This is a genomic window from Photobacterium alginatilyticum (assembly GCF_009910675.1).
Classification (GTDB): domain Bacteria; phylum Pseudomonadota; class Gammaproteobacteria; order Enterobacterales; family Vibrionaceae; genus Photobacterium; species Photobacterium alginatilyticum.
The window spans coordinates 149,594-169,394 of sequence record NZ_RSEJ01000001.1; the positions used below are offsets into that span (position 1 = coordinate 149,594).

Annotated in this window: 17 protein-coding genes; 8 read left to right on the forward strand and 9 right to left on the reverse strand. The window is 52.7% G+C overall.

The features are described 5' to 3' along the window. Positions 1–2: 2 nt before the first annotated feature. The 5 genes from bamJ to EIZ48_RS00640 all read right to left on the reverse strand — a co-directional run bounded on the left by bamJ (position 3) and on the right by EIZ48_RS00640 (position 6,245). A complete protein-coding gene (bamJ, locus tag EIZ48_RS00620; RefSeq protein WP_160648211.1) occupies positions 3–476 on the reverse strand; it encodes a BamJ family beta-barrel-assembly machinery protein in 474 nt (157 codons plus the stop codon). 108 nt (positions 477–584) lie between these two features. Next, the gene (locus EIZ48_RS00625) at positions 585–1,163 is read right to left on the reverse strand and encodes a GNAT family N-acetyltransferase (RefSeq protein ID WP_160648212.1); all 579 of its coding nucleotides are present in this window, start codon (positions 1,161–1,163) and stop codon (positions 585–587) included. Between the two features lie 179 nt (positions 1,164–1,342). After that, entirely contained in the window at positions 1,343–2,182 is an 840-nt protein-coding gene (locus tag EIZ48_RS00630; protein ID WP_160648213.1) for a peptidoglycan binding protein CsiV, read from the reverse strand. Positions 2,183–2,211: 29 nt separating this feature from the next. After that, the gene (gene mfd, locus EIZ48_RS00635) at positions 2,212–5,667 is read right to left on the reverse strand and encodes a transcription-repair coupling factor (RefSeq protein WP_160648214.1); all 3,456 of its coding nucleotides are present in this window, start codon (positions 5,665–5,667) and stop codon (positions 2,212–2,214) included. 5 nt (positions 5,668–5,672) lie between these two features. Then, on the reverse strand, positions 5,673–6,245 hold the full coding sequence (locus EIZ48_RS00640) for a PilZ domain-containing protein (protein WP_160648215.1): 573 nt from the start codon (positions 6,243–6,245) through the stop codon (positions 5,673–5,675). A gap of 189 nt (positions 6,246–6,434) precedes the next feature. On the opposite strand from EIZ48_RS00640, the gene lolC reads away from it, so the two are divergent. The 3 genes from lolC to lolE are packed head-to-tail and all read left to right on the forward strand — an operon-like array spanning position 6,435 to position 9,569. After that, the gene (lolC, locus tag EIZ48_RS00645; protein ID WP_160648216.1) at positions 6,435–7,643 is read left to right on the forward strand and encodes a lipoprotein-releasing ABC transporter permease subunit LolC; all 1,209 of its coding nucleotides are present in this window, start codon (positions 6,435–6,437) and stop codon (positions 7,641–7,643) included. Next, positions 7,636–8,325, forward strand: coding sequence for a lipoprotein-releasing ABC transporter ATP-binding protein LolD (gene lolD, locus EIZ48_RS00650; RefSeq protein WP_075766488.1), 690 nt, complete (start codon positions 7,636–7,638; stop codon positions 8,323–8,325). The genes lolC and lolD overlap by 8 nt, the downstream gene beginning before the upstream one ends. After that, a complete protein-coding gene (gene lolE / locus EIZ48_RS00655; protein ID WP_160648217.1) occupies positions 8,325–9,569 on the forward strand; it encodes a lipoprotein-releasing ABC transporter permease subunit LolE in 1,245 nt (414 codons plus the stop codon). Before lolD ends, lolE begins: the two co-directional genes overlap by 1 nt. Positions 9,570–9,790: 221 nt before the next feature. On the opposite strand, the gene EIZ48_RS00660 is transcribed toward lolE, so the two are convergent. Then, on the reverse strand, positions 9,791–10,300 hold the full coding sequence (locus EIZ48_RS00660; RefSeq protein ID WP_075766486.1) for a DUF2062 domain-containing protein: 510 nt from the start codon (positions 10,298–10,300) through the stop codon (positions 9,791–9,793). Positions 10,301–10,332: 32 nt separating this feature from the next. Between EIZ48_RS00660 and EIZ48_RS00665 the strand changes: the two genes are divergently transcribed. From EIZ48_RS00665 to kdsB, 5 genes are all read left to right on the forward strand, one after another. Beyond that, positions 10,333–12,666, forward strand: coding sequence for a DNA internalization-related competence protein ComEC/Rec2 (locus EIZ48_RS00665; RefSeq protein WP_160648218.1), 2,334 nt, complete (start codon positions 10,333–10,335; stop codon positions 12,664–12,666). Between the two features lie 119 nt (positions 12,667–12,785). Further along, the gene (gene msbA, locus EIZ48_RS00670; RefSeq protein ID WP_160648219.1) at positions 12,786–14,543 is read left to right on the forward strand and encodes a lipid A ABC transporter ATP-binding protein/permease MsbA; all 1,758 of its coding nucleotides are present in this window, start codon (positions 12,786–12,788) and stop codon (positions 14,541–14,543) included. Then, positions 14,543–15,559, forward strand: coding sequence for a tetraacyldisaccharide 4'-kinase (lpxK, locus tag EIZ48_RS00675; RefSeq protein ID WP_160648220.1), 1,017 nt, complete (start codon positions 14,543–14,545; stop codon positions 15,557–15,559). The genes msbA and lpxK overlap by 1 nt, the downstream gene beginning before the upstream one ends. Next, the gene (locus EIZ48_RS00680) at positions 15,540–15,719 is read left to right on the forward strand and encodes a Trm112 family protein (RefSeq protein ID WP_075766482.1); all 180 of its coding nucleotides are present in this window, start codon (positions 15,540–15,542) and stop codon (positions 15,717–15,719) included. Before lpxK ends, EIZ48_RS00680 begins: the two co-directional genes overlap by 20 nt. Next, positions 15,719–16,468, forward strand: coding sequence for a 3-deoxy-manno-octulosonate cytidylyltransferase (kdsB, locus tag EIZ48_RS00685; RefSeq protein ID WP_075766481.1), 750 nt, complete (start codon positions 15,719–15,721; stop codon positions 16,466–16,468). Before EIZ48_RS00680 ends, kdsB begins: the two co-directional genes overlap by 1 nt. A 113-nt stretch (positions 16,469–16,581) precedes the next feature. Here kdsB and EIZ48_RS00690 read toward each other — a convergent pair whose 3' ends face one another. From EIZ48_RS00690 to elyC, 3 genes are all read right to left on the reverse strand, one after another. Beyond that, positions 16,582–16,941 carry a YgiW/YdeI family stress tolerance OB fold protein gene (locus EIZ48_RS00690; RefSeq protein ID WP_160648221.1) on the reverse strand — a complete coding sequence of 120 codons (360 nt, stop codon included), beginning with the start codon at positions 16,939–16,941 and terminating at the stop codon, positions 16,582–16,584. 216 nt (positions 16,942–17,157) lie between these two features. Beyond that, positions 17,158–18,546, reverse strand: coding sequence for an L-cystine transporter (locus tag EIZ48_RS00695; RefSeq protein ID WP_192928413.1), 1,389 nt, complete (start codon positions 18,544–18,546; stop codon positions 17,158–17,160). Between the two features lie 320 nt (positions 18,547–18,866). Then, positions 18,867–19,709 (reverse strand): envelope biogenesis factor ElyC, encoded by an 843-nt coding sequence (gene elyC / locus EIZ48_RS00700; RefSeq protein WP_160648222.1) that lies wholly within the window; start codon positions 19,707–19,709, stop codon positions 18,867–18,869. Positions 19,710–19,801: the final 92 nt, after the last annotated feature.

Consider the following 19,801-nt stretch of genomic DNA (forward strand, 5'->3'; position numbering starts at 1 on the left):
CCTTAATTGATCTTGATGAGCTCGACATCAAAAATCAGTACCGAACCGGCCGGGATCGAGCCGACTGAGCGGTTGCCGTAGGCAAGCTCTGCGGGAATAAACAACCGGGTCTTTTCCCCTTCAACCATCAGCTGTAACCCTTCAGTCCAGCCTTTGATGACCTGGCCAAGGCCAAACTCGATAGTTTTGCCACGCTCGACAGAACTGTCAAATACGGTGCCGTCAATCAGCGTACCATGGTAGTGAACGGTGACTTTGTCAGACGGTTTCGGGTGTACCGTGCCGGTACCTTCCTGAAGAACAAGATACTGCAGGCCTGAATCGGTGCTCTTCACGCCTTCCTGCTGTCCGTTCTCAGCCAGAAACTCCTGGCCAATTTTGATGTTTTCAGCTGCTGATTGCTTATTGCTTTGAGAGCGTTGCATGAAGAAAATGACAAGGCCGATGATCGCAATAGTGATGATAATTTTAAACACGATAGATACCCGCTCCTTAGCTTGAGGTCTGGCTCATAGTACCTTAACCGTATAATTCATACCAACTTTGTCCGCTGGCAGGCAGTGATCCCGGTCACTGTGAAATGATTATGCTGTCGGGAAGGCTGGCTTGGCAGGGTGCAGATCTTGCGGGATAAGCGAAAACACCAGTCCGTCGCTGGGTTTGCCTGCGGCAAAGATCCGGTTTCTGGCAGTACATTCGAATTTGGCTTGGATGGCCAGGGCGGTTCTTTGGCTGGCAAGATTGCCAGTATGGGTAACAATTTCCAGCCGCGTCAGCCCCAGGGTACTGAACGCAAATTCACTGATAGCCTGACAGGCCTCGGTCGCAAACCTTTGACGATGGAAGGAGCTCCGGATCCAGTAGCCAAGTTCCGCCGAATTCAAGGTTATTGACACGTTATTTAGTGACACACTACCGGCTAGCAGCCCGGAGTGGCGTTCAAAGATCCCCATCTCGTAGCTGATGTTGTGTTGCCAGTTGTTTCTGCTGGCATTGATCCACTCGTAGGCATCATGCTGGTCGTAGTCTGACGTACACCAGCTTAGCCATGGGCTTAGCTCGGATACCGACGACCTGACCGCATCAATGAGTTCGTTAAGATCGACAATCTTGTATGGGCGAAGCACAAGTCGCGGCGTGGAGATGTCAAAGTCGGTATTCATGGGGGAAAACTTTCCTTAGTCTACGTCCCTGAGGGAGATCTTGTGTCCAAGGTAAGCATAGGAAGGGAGCGGCATGTCGGCAACGGGTGGTGGCTATATCTGTGAAATCTATTTACTTTTTGCGTCGATAAAAAAGGCTGCCCACTGGCAGCCTTCTCGGTGACATCACGTTGGACGGGTTATTCTTCAACCCGGCGGATCTGAATAACCATGCCCATCAGCGGATGATCAAGGTAGTGGGTTTCGCCGCTGCGCATTTTTCGCTGCTGTTCAAAGCGGTAGCTTTTCAGGAACTCCTCAACTTCCACTTTCTTCTTCACTTCTTGCAAGTGGCCTACCTGAACATTGCTGTCCTCAGCCAGCAGGTCGGTTTCGAGATCGATAGGCTCGGCACCGACAATCACCTCACGACGACCCGGCTCGCGCAGGTCAAGGCTGGTTTCAGTAAACAGATAGTGCTGGACGTAGACGCGAATATTGCCTTCAAGTTCATAAAGCGGTGGCTCAGGGGCAACGGCCGGTACTTCCGTCGTGACAGGCATGCCGTCTGTTGTCATTACGGTTTCGCTTTCGGCAACAGCAGGTAGCTCTGGTTGCGGGCTGATGGCCTCGCGGCTAAGTGCTGCTTTCGAGGTACCGTCGGCAAGGTACTGGGGTGAATAATCTTTGCCGGCCGTTAGGTGAAACTTCGGCGCCGCTGCCTTGCTCAGGTCACCCTGACGCCAGCCAAAATGAGCCAGTGGTGTGAAACCGGCATGACCTTTGAGCTTATTGTACTGTGGCGTCAGTTGGTACTGCTCTGGCAACATCAGGCTGATGTCCTTGCTGGCCAGCAGGCTTTCGTCATCGAAAGATACGGTGCCCTTCATATTGACGGGTTGTTGCTGATCCGGCCAGGCCTCACTGACTTGCGCAGGATCGATGTTGCGCTTGAACAGAATAACCTCAATATCAAATTGTCGCGCTGCCAGACTTGGCCAGCTAATGGCAATAAGCAGCAAATAAATCAGTTTTTTCAAGATAATACTCCGCACTATAGTGCCATCAATTATAGGGTGTTTTCCGCAAGCTTTGTTAGAAGCCCGTCAACATACTTTATTCTGTCTTTGCGATCACTCATCGGAGCCATCACTTTCAGTTTAGTCGGGCCATCCATCCGGTAGTGCTGCGGCTGTGACTGTAACAAATTGACCAGGAAGCCCGGGTTGATAGACGCGTTTTGGGCAAATTCTACATATCCGCCTTTCTCGCCAGCCTCTATACGGCGAACGCCCAAACCGGCAGCCTTCAGTTTAAGTTTGTTGACAGTCAGCAGGTTGGTGGTTGCATCCGGCAATAGGCCAAAGCGGTCTATTAGCTCGACTTTCAGCTCGTTCAGGGCGTTTTCGCTGTCGGCACTGGCAATGCGTTTGTAGAGCGACAGACGGGTATTGATATCCGGGATATATTCGTCGGGCAGCAATGCCGGCAGTCTCAGCTCAATTTCAGTCTGCTGTTTTAGCAGATCATCCAGCGACGGCTCCTTGCCTTCTTTCAGAGCCTCGACAGCCTGTTCCAGCATTTCCATAAACAATGTGAAGCCGACGGACTGGATTTGACCGCTCTGTTCGTCGCCCAGGAGCTCCCCGGCACCGCGAATTTCGAGATCATGGGTTGCCAGGGTAAAGCCGGCACCGAGATCTTCGAGTGACGAGATTGCCTCAAGGCGTTTCACCGCATCTTTGGTCATTCGTTTCGGGTGCGGTGTCAGCAGGTAGGCATAGGCCTGGTGGTGGGAACGTCCGACACGGCCGCGTAACTGGTGCAACTGGGCCAGACCAAGATGGTCGGCACGGTTAATCACAATAGTGTTGGCGGTCGGGACATCGATACCGGTTTCGATAATTGTGGTACAGACAAGCAGGTTGAAACGCTGGTGATAGAAATCACTCATGATTCTCTCAAGCTCGCGCTCGCGCATCTGGCCATGGGCAAAGGTGATGCGAGCTTCCGGGATCAGCTTGGCCAGATCTTCGGCTGTTTTTTCAATGGAGTCGACATCATTGTGGAGGAAGTAGACCTGTCCGCCACGCATGATTTCACGAAGAACGGCTTCACGAACCAGGATATCCTCGCGTTCGCGAACGAAGGTCTTGATAGCCAGGCGTCTTGCCGGCGGAGTGGCGATAATCGACAGATCGCGCATCCCGCTCATCGCCATGTTCAGGGTTCGGGGGATCGGGGTGGCCGTTAGCGTCAGGATATCGACATCGGAACGAATTGCCTTGATTTTCTCTTTCTGGCGGACACCGAAACGGTGTTCTTCATCGACAATCAGTAACCCCAGATCCTGGTAGCTGACCGAGGCATTGAGCAGCTTGTGGGTACCGATCAAGATGTCGATTTTACCCTCTGCAACGTCGGCCAAGATCTGTTTCTGTTCTTTGGCCGTCTTGAAGCGAGACAATACTTCGACCCGTACCGGGGTGTTGGCAAAACGGTCGCGGAAGTTCTCAAAATGCTGTTGTGCCAGCAGCGTGGTTGGCACCAGTACGGTTACCTGCTTGCTGTTATCAACGGCAACAAAAGCTGCTCGCATCGCCACTTCGGTTTTACCAAAGCCGACGTCACCGCAAACCAGGCGGTCCATGGCCTTGGCCTGGCACATGTCCGACAGCACGGCGTTGATGGCTAGTGCCTGGTCGTGGGTTTCCTCAAACGGGAATCCGGTGCAGAAATCGGCATAGGCTTCACGGTCGAGTGTGAATTTAAAGCCGGGCTTCATTTCGCGCTTGGCATAGACATCCAGCAGCTCGGCGGCTACATCGCGCACTTTCTCTGCCGCTTTCTTGCGTGCCTTGGCCCAGGTTTCCCCGCCCAGCTTGTGAATCGGCGCGGTTTCTTCTGCCCCACCGGAGTAGCGGCTGATCAGGTGCAGCGAAGCAACTGGGACATACAGCTTGGCGCCGCCCTGATATTCAAGTGTCACGTATTCGGTGGTGATCCCGCCGGCTTCCAGGGTCTGCAGGCCCTGGTAGCGGCCGATACCATGGTCAAGGTGGACAACGGGCTGGCCGATCTGGAGCTCGGCGAGGTTGCGAATAATCGTATCGGCGTTGACGGTTTTTTTATCTTCGCGTCGGCGGCGTTGTACCACACGCTCCCCGAGCAAGTCGCTTTCGCAGATAAAAGCGATAGACGGTTCGCTCAGGACAAAACCTTGTTCCGCGGCACCAATTACCAGGGCAAATTTTCCCGGTGAATTGGCAGCCTCGTGGAGGGTGCTGCATACCATAGGGCGAAGCTTGATACGGGCCAGCAGATCGAGCAGGGCTTCGCGGCGGCCTTCGGAGGCTACGGAGAAAATGATTTTTCCATCAAACTGTTCCGAGTAACGGCGCAGCTCGGCAAGAGGCTCTTTGAGCTGATGGTTGATAGTCAGCGTCGGTACAGCGTCCAACTGCGGGTTGTAGCGGCCTGCTTTTTCAGGCTCGGCATCCGGACGGATACGTACTTGCGGCAGGGTCTTAAAGCAGCTGAACATTTCGTCTTTGCCTAGCCAGAGTTCCTTCGGGCTAAGGAGCGGCCGGAGCGGGTCAACGCGGCGCTGTTCGAATCGGTATTCGGCATCTGCCAGGAACTGATCGGCCGCCTGTTCCAGCTCACCTACCGTGATCAGCAGGCTTGAATCGGGCAGGTAGTCAAACAGGGTTTCGGTCTGTTCGAAAAATAGAGGCTGCCAGTATTCGATGCCGGCCGGCCAGGTCCGCTTGCTTACCTGCTGGTAGATAGACTCAGGTTCTCGACGTGCCTCGAATCGTTCGCGCCAGCGCATACGGAAGTTTTCTACCGCAATCTCATCGGTCGGAAATTCGTGGGCAGGCAAGAGGTGAATACTGTCCATTTCGCCAGTCGAGCGCTGGTTTTCCGGGTCAAACTGGCGAATCGAGTCGACTTCATCATCAAAAAAGTCAATACGGTACGGCTGGTTGCTGCCCATCGGGAAGAGATCCAGCAATGAACCGCGGCTGGCATACTCGCCATGCTCCATGACCTGATCAACATGCCGGTAGCCAGAGGCCTCAAGCTGGAGGCGAAGCTTGTCCAGTGACAGCCTATCACCATTGCTGACCATCAATGCATGCTGGTGGATAAATTCACGCGGTGTCAGACGCTGTAATAGCGTACTGATAGGAACCAGGATGATCCCGTCACTTTGTGTCGGCAGCTTATACAGACGTGAAAGACGATCAGAAATGATGTCCTGATGCGGCGAAAAATTATCGTAGGGCAGGGTTTCCCAATCCGGAAAGACGCTGACCTCTACGCCGGTAAACTGGGTTATCTCGGGCTGTAGGCGAAGGGCTGTCTGGGTATCAGGCACAACGGCCAGTACCGGTCCCTGATGCAATTGAGCCAGCTCTGCAACAGACAAGGCCAGAGCTGCGCCTGATACGTTACCGATAAACCGGTTGTCCCCTTGCTTGGTCGGTAAAGGAAGGGAGAGTAGTTGATTCGATTTCATGTGCTTTACTGGGTATCTGTTCGCTGTTGGGCGCGCTGGCGCAATAGTTTTTGTTGAAAATAGAGAGCTGCGCGTATCAGCAAGTCCCGATCATCTTCCTGCAGGCGGTTGTATTTGAGTGTAATTTCAAACTTATTACCTTTTGCTGCACTGCCTGTGACGTTGGCATAGCAGTAGACGGCTGCTGATGGCTTGTCTAAAAATAGCTTAACCCGGGCGTTGCTGCCGACAGGAAAAGCACTGTTAGAGTAAAATGTGAGCTGACTGGCACCAAACGTTTCTGTGAGGTGGCGGTGGGCCGGATCGTCTTGTTGTGACAACACGTAAGACAGCAAGAGGTTAATCTTGCTGTTCTGGGCCGTCAGGTAATCGAGCAGCGGCTTGCTGTCTTCCTTGGTGAGCTTTTGCAGTGACTGCTCAATGCCGTCCTCGAGCCCCGTGCATTCGCTGGCGACACGAAACAGCGGCGGAATTTCATGGCTGAATGCTATCTCATCAGGTAGCTGTTCGCTGGGGGGGAGCAGCTCGACGTTGATGGTTAGCCCGGCACTGACCGAAAAATACTCGTCCTGATTCATGTCATACTCGTGATTAATTAACTATCCTTCGATTATCACTTACCCTTCGCTTTCGAGCAAGCGCGGCACTGTCACAGTGCCTATTTTACCCTCTGTTTTTACATTAGTTTTGCGCCTCCGGATGGTAATCACTTGCTGCAACGGGTATTCTTGCGGGCAGTTAATAACAGGATGGTTTCGACTTCGTTTATGTTTCATCCAGTCTCTTTCTTTATTGGCCTGCGCTACTTGCGAGGTCGTTCCGGGGACCGATTCAGCCGCTTTGTTTCCTATATGTCTACGGCTGGGATCACCATAGGTGTGTTGGCTCTGGTAACGGTGCTTTCGGTGATGAACGGTTTTGAACAGCAGCTCAAGGAACGGATCCTTGGCGTGATGCCCCAGGCACTGGTATCACAGCCCGGTGGCAAGGTTGCCTGGGAGAGCGAGCCGCCGGCTTCGCTCACCGGTTTGCCCCATGTGGGCATGGTTACGCCGCTAACCCGCAGTGAAACTGTTCTGCAAAGTGCCTCGTCATTATCGGCTGGCACGCTGCTGGGCGTTGACCCGGATGCCTTCGAGCCGGTCGGTTACTATGTCACTCAGGGAGAAGTGGACAACCTTACCCCGGGTAGCTATCGCGTTATTCTTGGCCAGTCACTGGCCGGACAGCTTGGCGTTGATGTTGGTGACAAGGTACGCCTGATGGTCACCAGTGCCAGCCAGTATACGCCACTCGGACGTATTCCGAGCCAGCGTAACTTTGTGGTCGAAGGCATGTTCAACACCGGCTCGGACGTCGATAAGCAACTGATCCTCACCAATATTGTCGATGCCGGTAAGTTGCTGCGCTATAAGCCCGGCGAAATTAGCGGCTGGCGCCTGTTTGTCGATGACCCGTTTGTTGTGACCGAGCTTGCTCAGTTACCGCTGGAAAATGGCTGGGTGTGGTCTGACTGGCGTGAACAGCGTGGTGAGTTATTTCAGGCCGTCAAGATGGAAAAGAACATGATGGGCCTGATGCTTGGTCTGATCATCGGGGTGGCGGCGTTTAATATTATCTCGGCGCTGATCATGGTGGTGATGGAGAAGCAGGCCGAGGTTGCTATTCTCAAAACCCAGGGGATGACAAGCCGTCAAATCCTGCTGGTGTTTATTGTTCAGGGAGCCAGCAGCGGCGTTATTGGTGCGCTCTCCGGTGGCCTGTTGGGTACGCTTCTGGCGCTCAACCTGAATTCTGTATTGTCTGTGCTGGGCGTCAAGCTGCTTATGGTCGGTGGTTCGCTGCCTGTGGTGGTCGAGCCGGTACAAATTTTCTTGGTTATTGTCGGCGCGATTGTATTGAGCCTGCTGGCAACTGTGTTTCCTTCTTATCGTGCAGCATCTGTTCGTCCTGCTGAGGCATTGCGTTATGAGTAATTCGTTATTGGTTTGTCATGGGTTGCGTAAGGTTTATCGCGAAGCTCAGCTCGAAACAGAGGTGTTGAAAGACGTTGGCTTCGGTATCAATGCCGGTGAACTGGTCGGGATTGTAGGGGCTTCCGGCTCGGGGAAAAGTACCCTGTTGCACCTGCTGGGTGCCTTGGATCAGCCAACGGCGGGTGATGTTTTTTTCAAAGGCCAGAAGCTCAACGCCATGAGCGCTAATAAGCAGGCGAAAATCCGTAATCAGGAAATTGGTTTTGTTTATCAGTTCCACCATTTGCTGGCTGACTTCAGTGCGGTTGAGAATGTGGCGATGCCGCTGCTTATCGGCGGTGTCCCGTCTGATAAGGCAAGATCCCAGGCAGAAAGTATGCTGGAACAGGTTGGTTTGCAGCACCGTCTGGAGCACCGTCCTTCTGAACTCAGCGGGGGCGAGCGTCAGCGTGTGGCAATTGCCCGGGCGATTGTGAACAACCCGGCCTTGGTATTGGCCGACGAGCCGACCGGTAATTTGGATCACAAGACGGCCATTGAAATTTATGAGCTGATGCGCAAGCTGAACAAAGAGTCGGGCACCGCTTTTCTGGTGGTAACCCATGATAACGAGTTGGCCGGTAAGCTGGATCGCTGTATGCACATGCAAGATGGCGAGCTGGAGAAGGTAGAGGTGGCGTAATGTTCAGACCGCTTTCTCTGTTTATCGGTAGCCGTTTTAGCCGGGCAAAACAACGTAACCGGATGGTGTCATTCATCTCGATTTCATCGACGCTGGGTATCGCTGTCGGCGTGGCGGTGATCATCATCGGCCTGTCGGCAATGAACGGGTTTGAGCGTGAGCTGCAAAACCGGGTGCTGTCGGTGATCCCGCACGGCGAACTTGAAGCGGTTAAGCCACCGTTTACCGAGTGGACCTCGGTGCTGGATACCGTGCAGGAGCATCCGCAGGTAACAGCCGCCGCCCCTTATATCCGTTTTACCGCGCTGCTCGAAAAAGGCAGCAGCCTGAAGGCGGTGGAGGTTCGTGGGGTCAATCCCGAAGAGGAGCGTAAGGTCAGTGCGATTCCTGACTATGTGAAGGACAACGCCTGGCAGTCGTTCACGGCGGGCCAAAAACAGGTGATTTTAGGGCAGGGTGTCGCTGACAAGCTGGGTATTACTGAGGGCGACTGGATCACGGCAATGATCCCGAACCCTGATCCGGCGCTGAAGCTTAAGGCTCCGCACCGTATCCGGCTACAAGTATCCGGCCTGCTGGCGCTGGGAGGTCAGATAGACCATAACTTTGCTTTGGTACCATTGGCGGATGCCCAGCAATATTTGTCTATGGGGGACGGAGTGTCCGGGATCTCGCTGAATGTCGAGAATGTACTGGATGCGCAAACCATAGTGCGTGAGGTCGGGTTTACCCTGCCGGTTTATGTCTACCTGAAGAGCTGGACCCAGAAATACGGCTATTTATACCGGGATATCCAGATGGTACGTACCATTATGTATCTGGTGATGGTGCTGGTGATTGGCGTGGCATGCTTCAACATTATTTCGACCCTGATGATGGCGGTAAAAGATCGCTCGGCAGATATTGCCATATTACGCACCATGGGGGCCGGCGATGGGCTAGTGAAAGCTATTTTTATCTGGCACGGTATTTTGTCGGGGGTTGTTGGCAGTCTGCTGGGGGCTATGCTGGGTTCATTGGTTGCAATTAACCTGACATCGCTGATAAAGGGGCTGGAGAGTATAATTGGCCACCAGTTCCTTTCCGGAGATATCTACTTTGTTGATTTTCTCCCTACCGAGCTGGCCTGGCAGGATGTCGCGATAGTTTCGCTTACCGCGATTGTACTTAGCCTGCTGGCAACCTGGTACCCGGCAAGACGGGCTAGTGCCTTGCAGCCTGCTCAGGTGCTGAGTGCCAAGTAGCTAATATCAATATCCAAGATCAGTAAACAGACAGGCTGAGCCGTTAAATTGTGAGAATAGCCTCGCGGCTTGCGCGGAAAATGTAGACTGCACCGCCGATTGTTTGATAGCTGGTTCTCACACGGGTATTTAGGCATTGTATGTCATTGGTTAAAAGTATAAAAAACCTCGCTTAGGCGAGGTTTTTTACGTTCTGCAGTGGTGGGCTTGAGAACCACCTGTTAGCGAAAACGTCGTTTGTTCCAGCTCCGTACTACCGAATAGCGCCACAGTCCACGAATGCCCAGATAGCCCACAAGACCAAAAAATACCCCGCAGACGGCACAGCCGAGCAGGAAGGGAGGCCCGATTTGATTCATTTGGTGCAGCAAAAACTCCCACGAAAGTTCGAAGTGAAAAGGTTGGTGGGGAGTATTCATCAGCCAGGCCCCGATCTTATAGGCACCATAGAAAAGCACTGGCATGGTAACCGGGTTGCTGACCCAGACAAGGCAAACAGACAGGGGCAAGTTAACACTGAACAAGATGGCAAGACCAGCAGCCATGATCATCTGGCTGGGGAGCGGAACAAATGCCATAAAGAGGCCCACGGCAAAGGCTCCGGAGGCCGACCGGCGGTTGAGACACCACAAATTGGGGTTGTAAAGCACATTACCGAAAATCTTGAGCGCTTTCTGGCGCTTGATTACGTCATGGCTTGGCAAGAAACGTCTAATTACTTGTCTTGGCATTTTTATTCGTTTGTAATTGTGGCAACACGGTTATGAACCAAGCCGTAGCCGGTATTGCGTTAGGAATTTTGTCGCTTCATTTCTGGCCGTTAATACCAGATTACATATGGTTTATTACAGCCTTAATGATAGGTGGTGTAGTTTTATACCTTTCACGGCTCAGATTGTTGATCTGGGTCGTTATTGGTGCCTTTGTGGCGAAAATTGGAGCAACATTTTATGCAGATGCTGTCCGATTAATACCTAATGAGCGCGAGAATATTACCATAGTTGGTGAAGTTAGCAGCCTAATTAATCAAAATATCCCCACCTCCAAGTTTGATTTTACGCTTTCTTTGATAGGGCAGCACGAACTACCTGCATATAATCCGTTGCGAGTGAGACTGGAGTGGCCGCGAACTGTCGAAATGAAGCAGGGCGAGCGCTGGGAGCTGGAAGTTAGGCTTCGTCGGCCCTATGGCAGGGTTAACCATGCAGGGTTTGATGCCGAGCGTTATTTCCTGGGTAATCAACTGCATGGTAAAGGGACGGTACTCTCCGGTCGGAAGTTGCCGTCATCTATCCGCTCCGGCCCAGTACTTTCCGAAATCACTTCGCGGCAACGGTTGCTGGATCGAGTGGTGGCATTGACTGAAGGTCTGGCTAATCGGTCCTACTTGCTGGCACTTGGCTTTGGTTTTCGTGACGGACTGTCTGATAGAGACTGGCTTCTGCTGCGAGACAGCGGCTTGTCGCATTTGATGGCGATTTCCGGCCTCCATATTGGCCTGGCTGTGGTGTGCGGATGGTGGCTCGGCAGCCAGATCCGCGGTATTGGCCCCGAATGGGATTGCCTGCTTTGGCTACCGTTATGGCTGGGCCTGTTGTTTGCTCTGGGTTACGCTTGGCTAGCAGGATTTAGCCTGCCTACACAACGGGCGCTGTTGATGAGCACCATGGTCATGGTGCTGATTCGGTGCCGGGTGCATTGGCCCGGTTGGCAGATCTTGTTGCTAGCCCTGATGGTGTGCCTGATCCTTAATCCGCTAGGCTCATATTCGGCAGGCCTTTGGCTATCGTTTTCGGCGGTTTTCGTATTGTATGTCGCCAGTGTCAGCGGGATACGGGCCGACACCGGGGGCGAGGCGACCTGGCTGCGAAGCGGGCGAAACAAACTGAAGCTGTTGGTGATGGTACAGTTGGTCCTGATGAGCATGATGCTGCCGGTACAGTGGTTGTGGTTCGGCGGCGTGTCTGTGGCTGCGGCCGTTGTCAATCTGTTCGCCGTCCCCTGGGTAAGCTTTCTGACCGTTCCCTTGGTGCTGGCCGCTATTGCCACTTTGTGGCTGCCGTCATTGTCGGCGTGGTTGTGGTGGTTGGCTGATCTGTCGTTGTTTCCTGTCTTAAGGTTAGCTGAGCTTGCCAGTGGTTCCTGGTGGCGTATCTCGGCGTATTGGCTGCCGTTTTTATTTGGCGTTCTGGCTCTGGCTATATTGTTGTGGTTTCTGCCTGTTCGCACCTTTAAGGCGCTGTACGCTGGGGCTGCTCTGGTGATAGTTAGCTGGCACGGGACTTTCGGACTGCTTGAGCATGATGCTGAATCTACCCCTGACTGGCAGGTTGAGATGCTGGATGTCGGTCATGGCTTGGCGGTACTGATCCGGCGTGACGATTCTACCGTTCTCTACGATACCGGTAACCGCTGGGAACAGGGGAGTATTGCAACTTCGGTGATTGAACCGGTCATGCTTGCGACAGGAAGGAACCGGCTTGACGGGCTTATCCTCAGCCATGCGGACAGCGATCATGCTGGCGGGCTGGCAGATGTTATAACAAGGCTAAAGCCCGGGTGGAAACGTAGCAGTGACCGGCGGGCTGGCTTTATGCCTTGCCTTCGCGGCGAACAGTGGCAATGGCTGCAATTGGATTTTCGTGTACTCTGGCCCCCCAGGTTGGTGGAGCGGGCTGCTAATCCGCATTCTTGTGTCATCGAAATTAGTGACAGGGCATTGAGCCCCGACAATCCGACATCGGTTCTGCTGACCGGCGATATTGATGCTATTTCAGAGCTGCTGCTGGCCAATCTAGAACCTGACCTCAATCCAGAAATACTTTTTGTTCCTCATCACGGCAGCAATTCCTCGTCGACGGCTACCTGGCTTGCCACGATGGCACCGGCTTATGCACTGGTTTCCGTGGCGCGTTATAGCCCGTGGCCGCTGCCCTCAGCATCTGTCAGGCAACGCTATCTGGACAAAGGGGCTGTCTGGTTGTCAACAGCCCGCAGCGGACAGGTGTCCGTCAGTATTAACAGCGGCGACATTGATATTTTGCGTTATCGGCAAGAGGTCAGAAATAGCTGGTTCCGGGCACTGTTTAACGAGTAACTCGCTGATAAAGTGCCTAATAATTAAGCGGCGCGAGAATGAGATGACGGAACTTGTTTGGTGCATCGGCACGAAAGGAGTAGAATGGTTAGAATTGTCTTCAAGAAAAACCGGTTTTCATGACACAACCAACAGATCAATCCACTTGGGATACGTTTAAACGGCTTTGGCCTTCAATCAGCTTATATAAGGCAGGCCTTGGCGTCGCCGTTGTTGCGTTAATTATCAGCTCGGCGAGTGATGCGCTGATGCTCTCGATGATCAAACCACTTATGGATGAAAGTTTCGGCGGCTTGGATAGCGTTGAATCGAACTTCTTGGCAATGATGCCTCTGTACTTGCTGGGACTGATGATCCTCCGTGGCCTCAGCGGTTTTGTGTCTGCCTATTGCCTGTCCTGGGTCTCCGGTAATGTCGTCATGTCGTTGCGTCGCCAGATGTTTAACCATTTCATGAAAATGCCGGTGGGCTTTTTTGATCAGGAATCATCCGGCAAGTTATTGTCCCGTATTACCTATGACTCGGAGCAAGTAGCCGCCGCTACCAGTGGTTCCTTGGTTAGCCTGGTTCGAGAAGGGGCAAGCATTATTGCCCTTATGGGGATTATGTTCTGGAACAGCTGGCAGCTGTCGGCCATTCTGTTGGTTATCGCCCCGGTTGTGGCGATCAGTATCCGCGTGGTCTCCAAGCGTTTTCGCCGTATTTCAAAAAATATGCAGGACGCCATGGGCTCCGTGACCTCTTCTGCCGAGCAGATGCTGAAAGGCCACAAGGTGGTGCTGAGCTACGGCGGCCAGCAGGTTGAAAAAGAGCGCTTTGATGATGTCAGTAACCGTATGCGCCAGCAGACGATGAAACTGGTATCGGCACAGGCGATAGCGAACCCGGTGATCCAGGTGATTGCTTCGCTGGCTCTGGTGGTGGTGTTGATCCTGGCCAATACCGAAGCATTGCGCGCCGAGCTGACGCCGGGTACGTTTGCACTGGTTTTCGGTGCCATGTTCGGTCTGATGCGCCCGCTTAAAGCCTTGACGAATGTCACCTCTCAGTTCCAGCGCGGTATGGCGGCCTGCCAGACTCTGTTTGGACTAATGGAGCTGGAAACGGAAAAAGATCACGGTACTGTCGTGGCCGAGCGTGTTAAAGGTGATATTGAGGTTAAAGATGTAACCTTCACCTATCCAACCAAAGATACCCCGGCATTGCGCAATGTTAACTTTACGCTCCCTGCTGGCAAGACCTTGGCCCTTGTTGGCCGTTCGGGATCGGGCAAGAGTACCATCGCGAATTTGCTGACTCGCTTCTATGATGTCGATTCGGGCCAGATCAGCATCGATGATCACGAGATCCGCGACTACAAGTTGGCTAACCTGCGCGAGCAAGTCGCAGTGGTCTCACAAAACGTGCACCTGTTTAACGATACCATCGCCAACAATATCGCCTATGCCAGTGGCGATACGTTTAGCCGTGCCGAAATTGAAAAGGCAGCCGAGTTGGCCTATGCCATGGACTTTATCAAGGACATGGACAACGGTCTTGATACCATGATCGGTGAGAACGGCGTGAGCCTGTCGGGCGGCCAGCGTCAGCGTATTGCTATCGCTCGTGCCTTGCTGAGAAATGCGCCGGTGCTGATCCTTGATGAGGCAACCTCCGCACTGGATACAGAATCTGAGCGTGCTATTCAGTCGGCACTGGATGAGCTTCAGAAAGACCGTACTGTGCTGGTTATTGCGCACCGTCTGTCGACAATCGAGAATGCCGATCAGATCCTGGTTGTCGATGAGGGGGCTATTATCGAGCGTGGTGTTCATGCTGAGCTGCTGGCGCTAAATGGCGCTTACGCCCAGCTGCATCGCATCCAATTTGGTGAATAATGTCGACCCTTATCGAAAAAATTTGGTTTGAGCAGCATCCGGCGGGATTATTGCTCAAACCATTGCTGTGGCCGCTTAGCAAGTTGTTCGGTGTGATCAGCCGTCGCCGTCGCCAGCAGTACCAGTGTGGCGAGAAAGCTGCTTACCGGGCGCCGGTTCCGGTTGTCGTTGTCGGCAATATTACCGCTGGCGGCAATGGTAAAACACCGGTGGTCGTCTGGCTGGTCGAGCAACTTCAGGCCAAGGGGCTGAAACCCGGCGTCGTGTCGCGTGGCTATGGTGGCAAAGCACCGTATTACCCTTTTGCGGTGAGTGCAGAAACCTCGACCGCAGAAGCCGGTGATGAACCTGTACTGATTCATCGCCGTACTGGTGCCCCGGTGGTTGTATCGCCAAAACGTGCTGAAGCCGTACAACGCCTGCTGGAACAGGATGTCGACGTCATCATTACCGATGACGGCCTGCAGCATTATGCGCTAGAGCGTGATATCGAAATTGTTGTTATTGACGGCCAGCGTCGCTTTGGCAATGAGCAGCTGATCCCGATGGGGCCGTTACGTGAGTCTTGCGAGCGATTGAGTGAGGTCGACTTTCTGATCTGCAACGGTGGTCAGCCTCAACAGGGTGAAGCCTCTATGCAGCTGCAACCGTCGGCGCTGATTAATCTTCAAACCGGCGAGCGTAGGCAGGCTGCAGAACTGACCGATGTGGTTGCGATGGCAGGTATTGGTCATCCCCCTCGGTTCTTTAATACACTAAGCTTGTTGGGAGTGACGCCCGTGGTGTGTCAGCCGTTTGCTGATCACCAGGCGTTCTCCGAGCAGGAATTAAAACAGCTGGCCGAGCAAGGCCGGCATTTGGTAATGACAGAGAAAGATGCGGTGAAATGCCAAACTTTCGCTCAGCTGAACTGGTGGTATCTGCCTGTTGATGCCGTGCTGCCAGCGCCTGAAGCTGAGGCTATTATTAACCGGATTATTGAGGTAAAGGAAGAATATGGATCATCGTCTGCTTGAAATCGTGGCTTGCCCTGTCTGTAAGGGCAAGCTGAACTTCGATAAAGACAAAAGTGAGCTGGTTTGCAAGTTTGACCGTCTTGCCTATCCCATCAAGGATGGCATTCCGGTTCTGCTTGAGCCTGAAGCTCGCACGTTAAGCCCAGACGAGGTGAAATAATGTCGTTTACGGTAATCATACCGGCACGCTACCAGTCATCACGCCTACCGGGTAAGCCGCTGGCAGATATTGGCGGCAAGCCGATGATCCAGTGGGTATACGAGCAGGCGAGCAAAGCCGGTGCCGAGCAGGTGATTGTTGCTACCGATGATCAGCGTATTGTCGATGCGGTTGAAGGGTTTGGCGGTGAAGTCTGCCTGACCCGTGATGATCACGAGTCTGGCACCGAGCGCCTGGCAGAAGTTGTCGAGAAGTACCAGTTGGCAGACGATCAGATCGTGGTGAATGTACAGGGTGACGAGCCGTTAATTCCTGAAACCATCATTCGCCAGGTTGCCGATAACCTTGCCCACAATGACGACGCGCCGATGGCCACGCTGGCTGTTGAGATTGACCATGCTGACGAAGTTTTCAATCCTAACGCCGTAAAAGTCGTGACGGACAAGAATGGCTATGCGATGTATTTCAGCCGGGCTTCGATTCCGTGGGATCGCGATAATTTTGCCAAGCGTCCGCAGGAGATCCACCAGAATCTGATGCGCCATATCGGCATTTATGCCTACCGTGCCGGTTTCATTAATACCTATATTAACTGGGAGCCGAGCGCGCTGGAAAAAATCGAGGCGCTGGAGCAGCTTCGTGTGCTGTGGTACGGCGAGAAAATCCATGTTGAGGTTGCTATTGATGCACCGCCTGCCGGAGTGGATACGCCGGAGGATCTGGAAAAGGTCCGCGAGTTGATCGGCTGATGGTCGTTGAATGCTCGTTAGCTGAATGACAGCGATAATTTTTGTACCTAAAAGGCTGGTCATGATGACCAGCCTTTTTTGTCTCTTTGTTTTCCGAGCAAGTTACGGTGAGTCTACAAGACTTGAATCTTGTCGATTTCAATCTCTGGGCTGGTGCCTCCTTCCACTTCGCCATAGACACGGAGGCGGGTATTGGCGGTAATGGTTTGCTCGAGGCGGATATCGTCGTCGATTTCGACATTGATTTCATCATTACCGTCGCTGAATACATAGGTATCAGCATTAATTTGTTTGATCAGCTTACCTTCCAGAATGACATTCTGCTCCGAGAACAGGTTGGTCTGCTCGAGTACTTCACTGACGGTGATTGTTTGAATTGGGCCGCTGTACGACAGACCGTTAGGGTTAGCCAGTGCGACAGTCGGCATGATGATCATCGCGGCGGTAATTGCGTAAACAGTTGTCTTAATCATGGTCATCCTACCTATTTAATCGTGATTGTTTTCGTGCGTGGGGGTTTTGTAACTGATGTCTTAGTTGATGAAGCTATTAAACACCAGCGTGACTGAACTTGATGTGAGTAGGCAATTCATATTCCGTTCATGAAACGGTGTTGCCGAAAAAGTGATGATGGCAATAACAAAAAGACCACCCGCAGGTGGTCTTGAATCTATTTGTTGGGATGGTTTTTAAGCGTTAACTGCTTTGTTGTCATTATCATCGTCAGCGTCGAACAGGCTGTTGTCGGCCTGGCCCAAAACCCGCGAGGTAATTGTGCCGGCCGTCATCGCACCGCTTACGTTTACCGCAGTACGTCCCATATCAATCAGCGGTTCGATAGAGATCAGCAGGCCAGCGAGGGCAACCGGCATATCCAAGGCGGATAGAACAATCAAAGCGGCGAAAGTTGCGCCGCCACCGACACCCGCGATACCGAACGAGCTGATAGTGACAATCGCAATCAGTGTCAGCATGAAGCCAGGGTCAAGCGGGTTGATACCGATTGTCGGCGCAATCATAACGGCCAGCATGGCGGGATACAGACCGGCACAGCCATTCTGCCCCATGGTAGCCCCAAAGGAAGCAGAGAAGTTTGCCACACCTTCACCGTTGCCTAGCTTTTTCACCTGAGTATCGACATTTAACGGGATAGTTCCTGCACTTGAGCGGGAAGTGAAGGCGAAGGTCAATACCGGCAGAATCTTCTTCAGGTAACGAACTGGGTTTATGCCTACGAATGAGACCAGCACTAGATGCATGACCAGGATAAGTGCCAGGCCGACATAAGAAGCGGTCACAAAATTGATCAGGCTCAGGATGTCATCATAGTTAGAACCGGCCACGACTTTACTCATCAGGGCCAGTACGCCATAAGGTGTCAGGCTAAGCACCATGCGAACCAGGGTACGGACCACTTCCTGGGCTACATTGATAAACTTCTCGAAGCTTGCACCAAGATCTGGCTGGTTACGGATAACGCTCAGGCCTGCGACACCGATGAAGGCCGAGAAGATCACAACGGCGATGGTTGATGTCGGGCGGCTGCCGGCTAAATCGGCAAATGGGTTCACTGGGAAGAATGAAATAATCATGTCGGCAAAGGATAGTGACTCGACGGTGCTAAGGCGAGTCTCAAGCACTTCGCCACGGGCAATCTCGCGTGCTCCCTGAACGATGCCCTCAGCAGACAGGCCAAAGAGGTTGCTGACCAGGATCCCGATAAGCGCAGAAGCCGCCGTGGTCGCCAGTAGGATCCCGATGCTAAGGCCTGAGATCTTGCCCAGCGAACCGGAGTCTTTGACTTTGATAATCGCCCCGATGATGGAAACCATGATTAGCGGCATAATGATCATTTTCAGCAGGCTGACATAACCGGCACCGATGATATTGATATAGTCGAGGGTATCTGCAATGACCGGGCTACCTCCACCGTAAACGAGCTGAAGCGCGCCGCCGAAGATGACGCCGAAGCCAAGACCGGTAAAGACCTGTCTTGAGAGGGTGTACTCGGCTTTTTGTTGTTTGAACAAGAAGCCAATAAGCAGGGCAAAGAGCGCCAGGTTAATCACTAGATACATTATGCTGAGCCATTCCAAGTAGTATTTTGTTCGCCTGAAAGCACTATTTCAGACTTATCTATTAGCTGGGAGCGCAATTGTATGATGCAAGGCACTTATCAGAAACGGTTTTTTATTACCAAAACTATAAGAAAATCGAACATATTAAAACTGTTTGGAATATGGGTTCGATAATCACACTTGTAGGTTGTTTATTAACCAAAACAATAGCTTGGCTGGATTGTTTGCTGGTTGTGTATAGGGTGCGGGTTGCAATTTGCTTTATATGCTTTGCGTAGAGTTGTATCAGGCCGGTTCGCCGGCCTGATAGCGAAGGGAAACTAAGCGGGAGAGGCGGTATTCAGTGCCAGTTCCATTGACACATTAGACGTTGATTCTGGTTGCTGGGGAGCTTGCTTGGTTTCGCCAAGGAGGTTTCTTAGCCGCTGCCACCACTGGCCCAGAGTTTCGTGCCAATAGCGCTCCGTTTGTTCCAGGTATTTGGCCTGCGGCTTATAGCGCTCCCAAGGTTGTTTGATCTTGTTGCTGGCAAGAAAGTTGGTTGGTGCAGGGGTTGGAGCCAGGCCGGCTTGCTCAAACTCATTCATCGCGCGGGTCATATGACTGGCAGAGGTAACCAGAACCAGTTTTCTATCACCGACAACAGAGGCCGCCTGGAACGCTTCTTCCCAGGTATCCTTGGCGGTTTCGAGCAGCAGGATATCATTTTTGTTGGCCCCCAGCGCCAGTGCCACTTTCGCCATCATTCGGGCCTGGCTGATACTGGTGCCCCCACCATAGCCCGACAAGATCAGCTTGGAGCCGGGGAACATGCGATGGATACGGATGCCTTCCGCCAGGCGCATCAGTGATGTTCGTGACAGCTCGGAGGTGATTGGCATCGCATGGTCGATAACATGCCCGCTTCCCAGCACCATGACATAGTCCACCGTCGCGGATGTCGGGACGAAGGGGTTATTCTCGCGTTCCAATGGCCGAAGCAAGCTGGTTGCTATCGGCTGGAAGGATACGAGGAAAATGCCTATAAAGGCGAATCCGATGAAAAAGGACGCAAGTCCCTTGCGCCGGGTAAACCAGAGTATCAACAAGCCCAGAAACCCGATTATCAGCAGTGCGGGCAGGGGCATGAGTAATGCAGAAACAATTTTTTTTAGTTCAAACATGCAATGTAGTCCGAAAATTCAGCAGTTGAGCTCGAAAAAGCACCACAAGCCTTTATTCCTATAACGCTTGTGAGAAAATAAGCCACATTTTT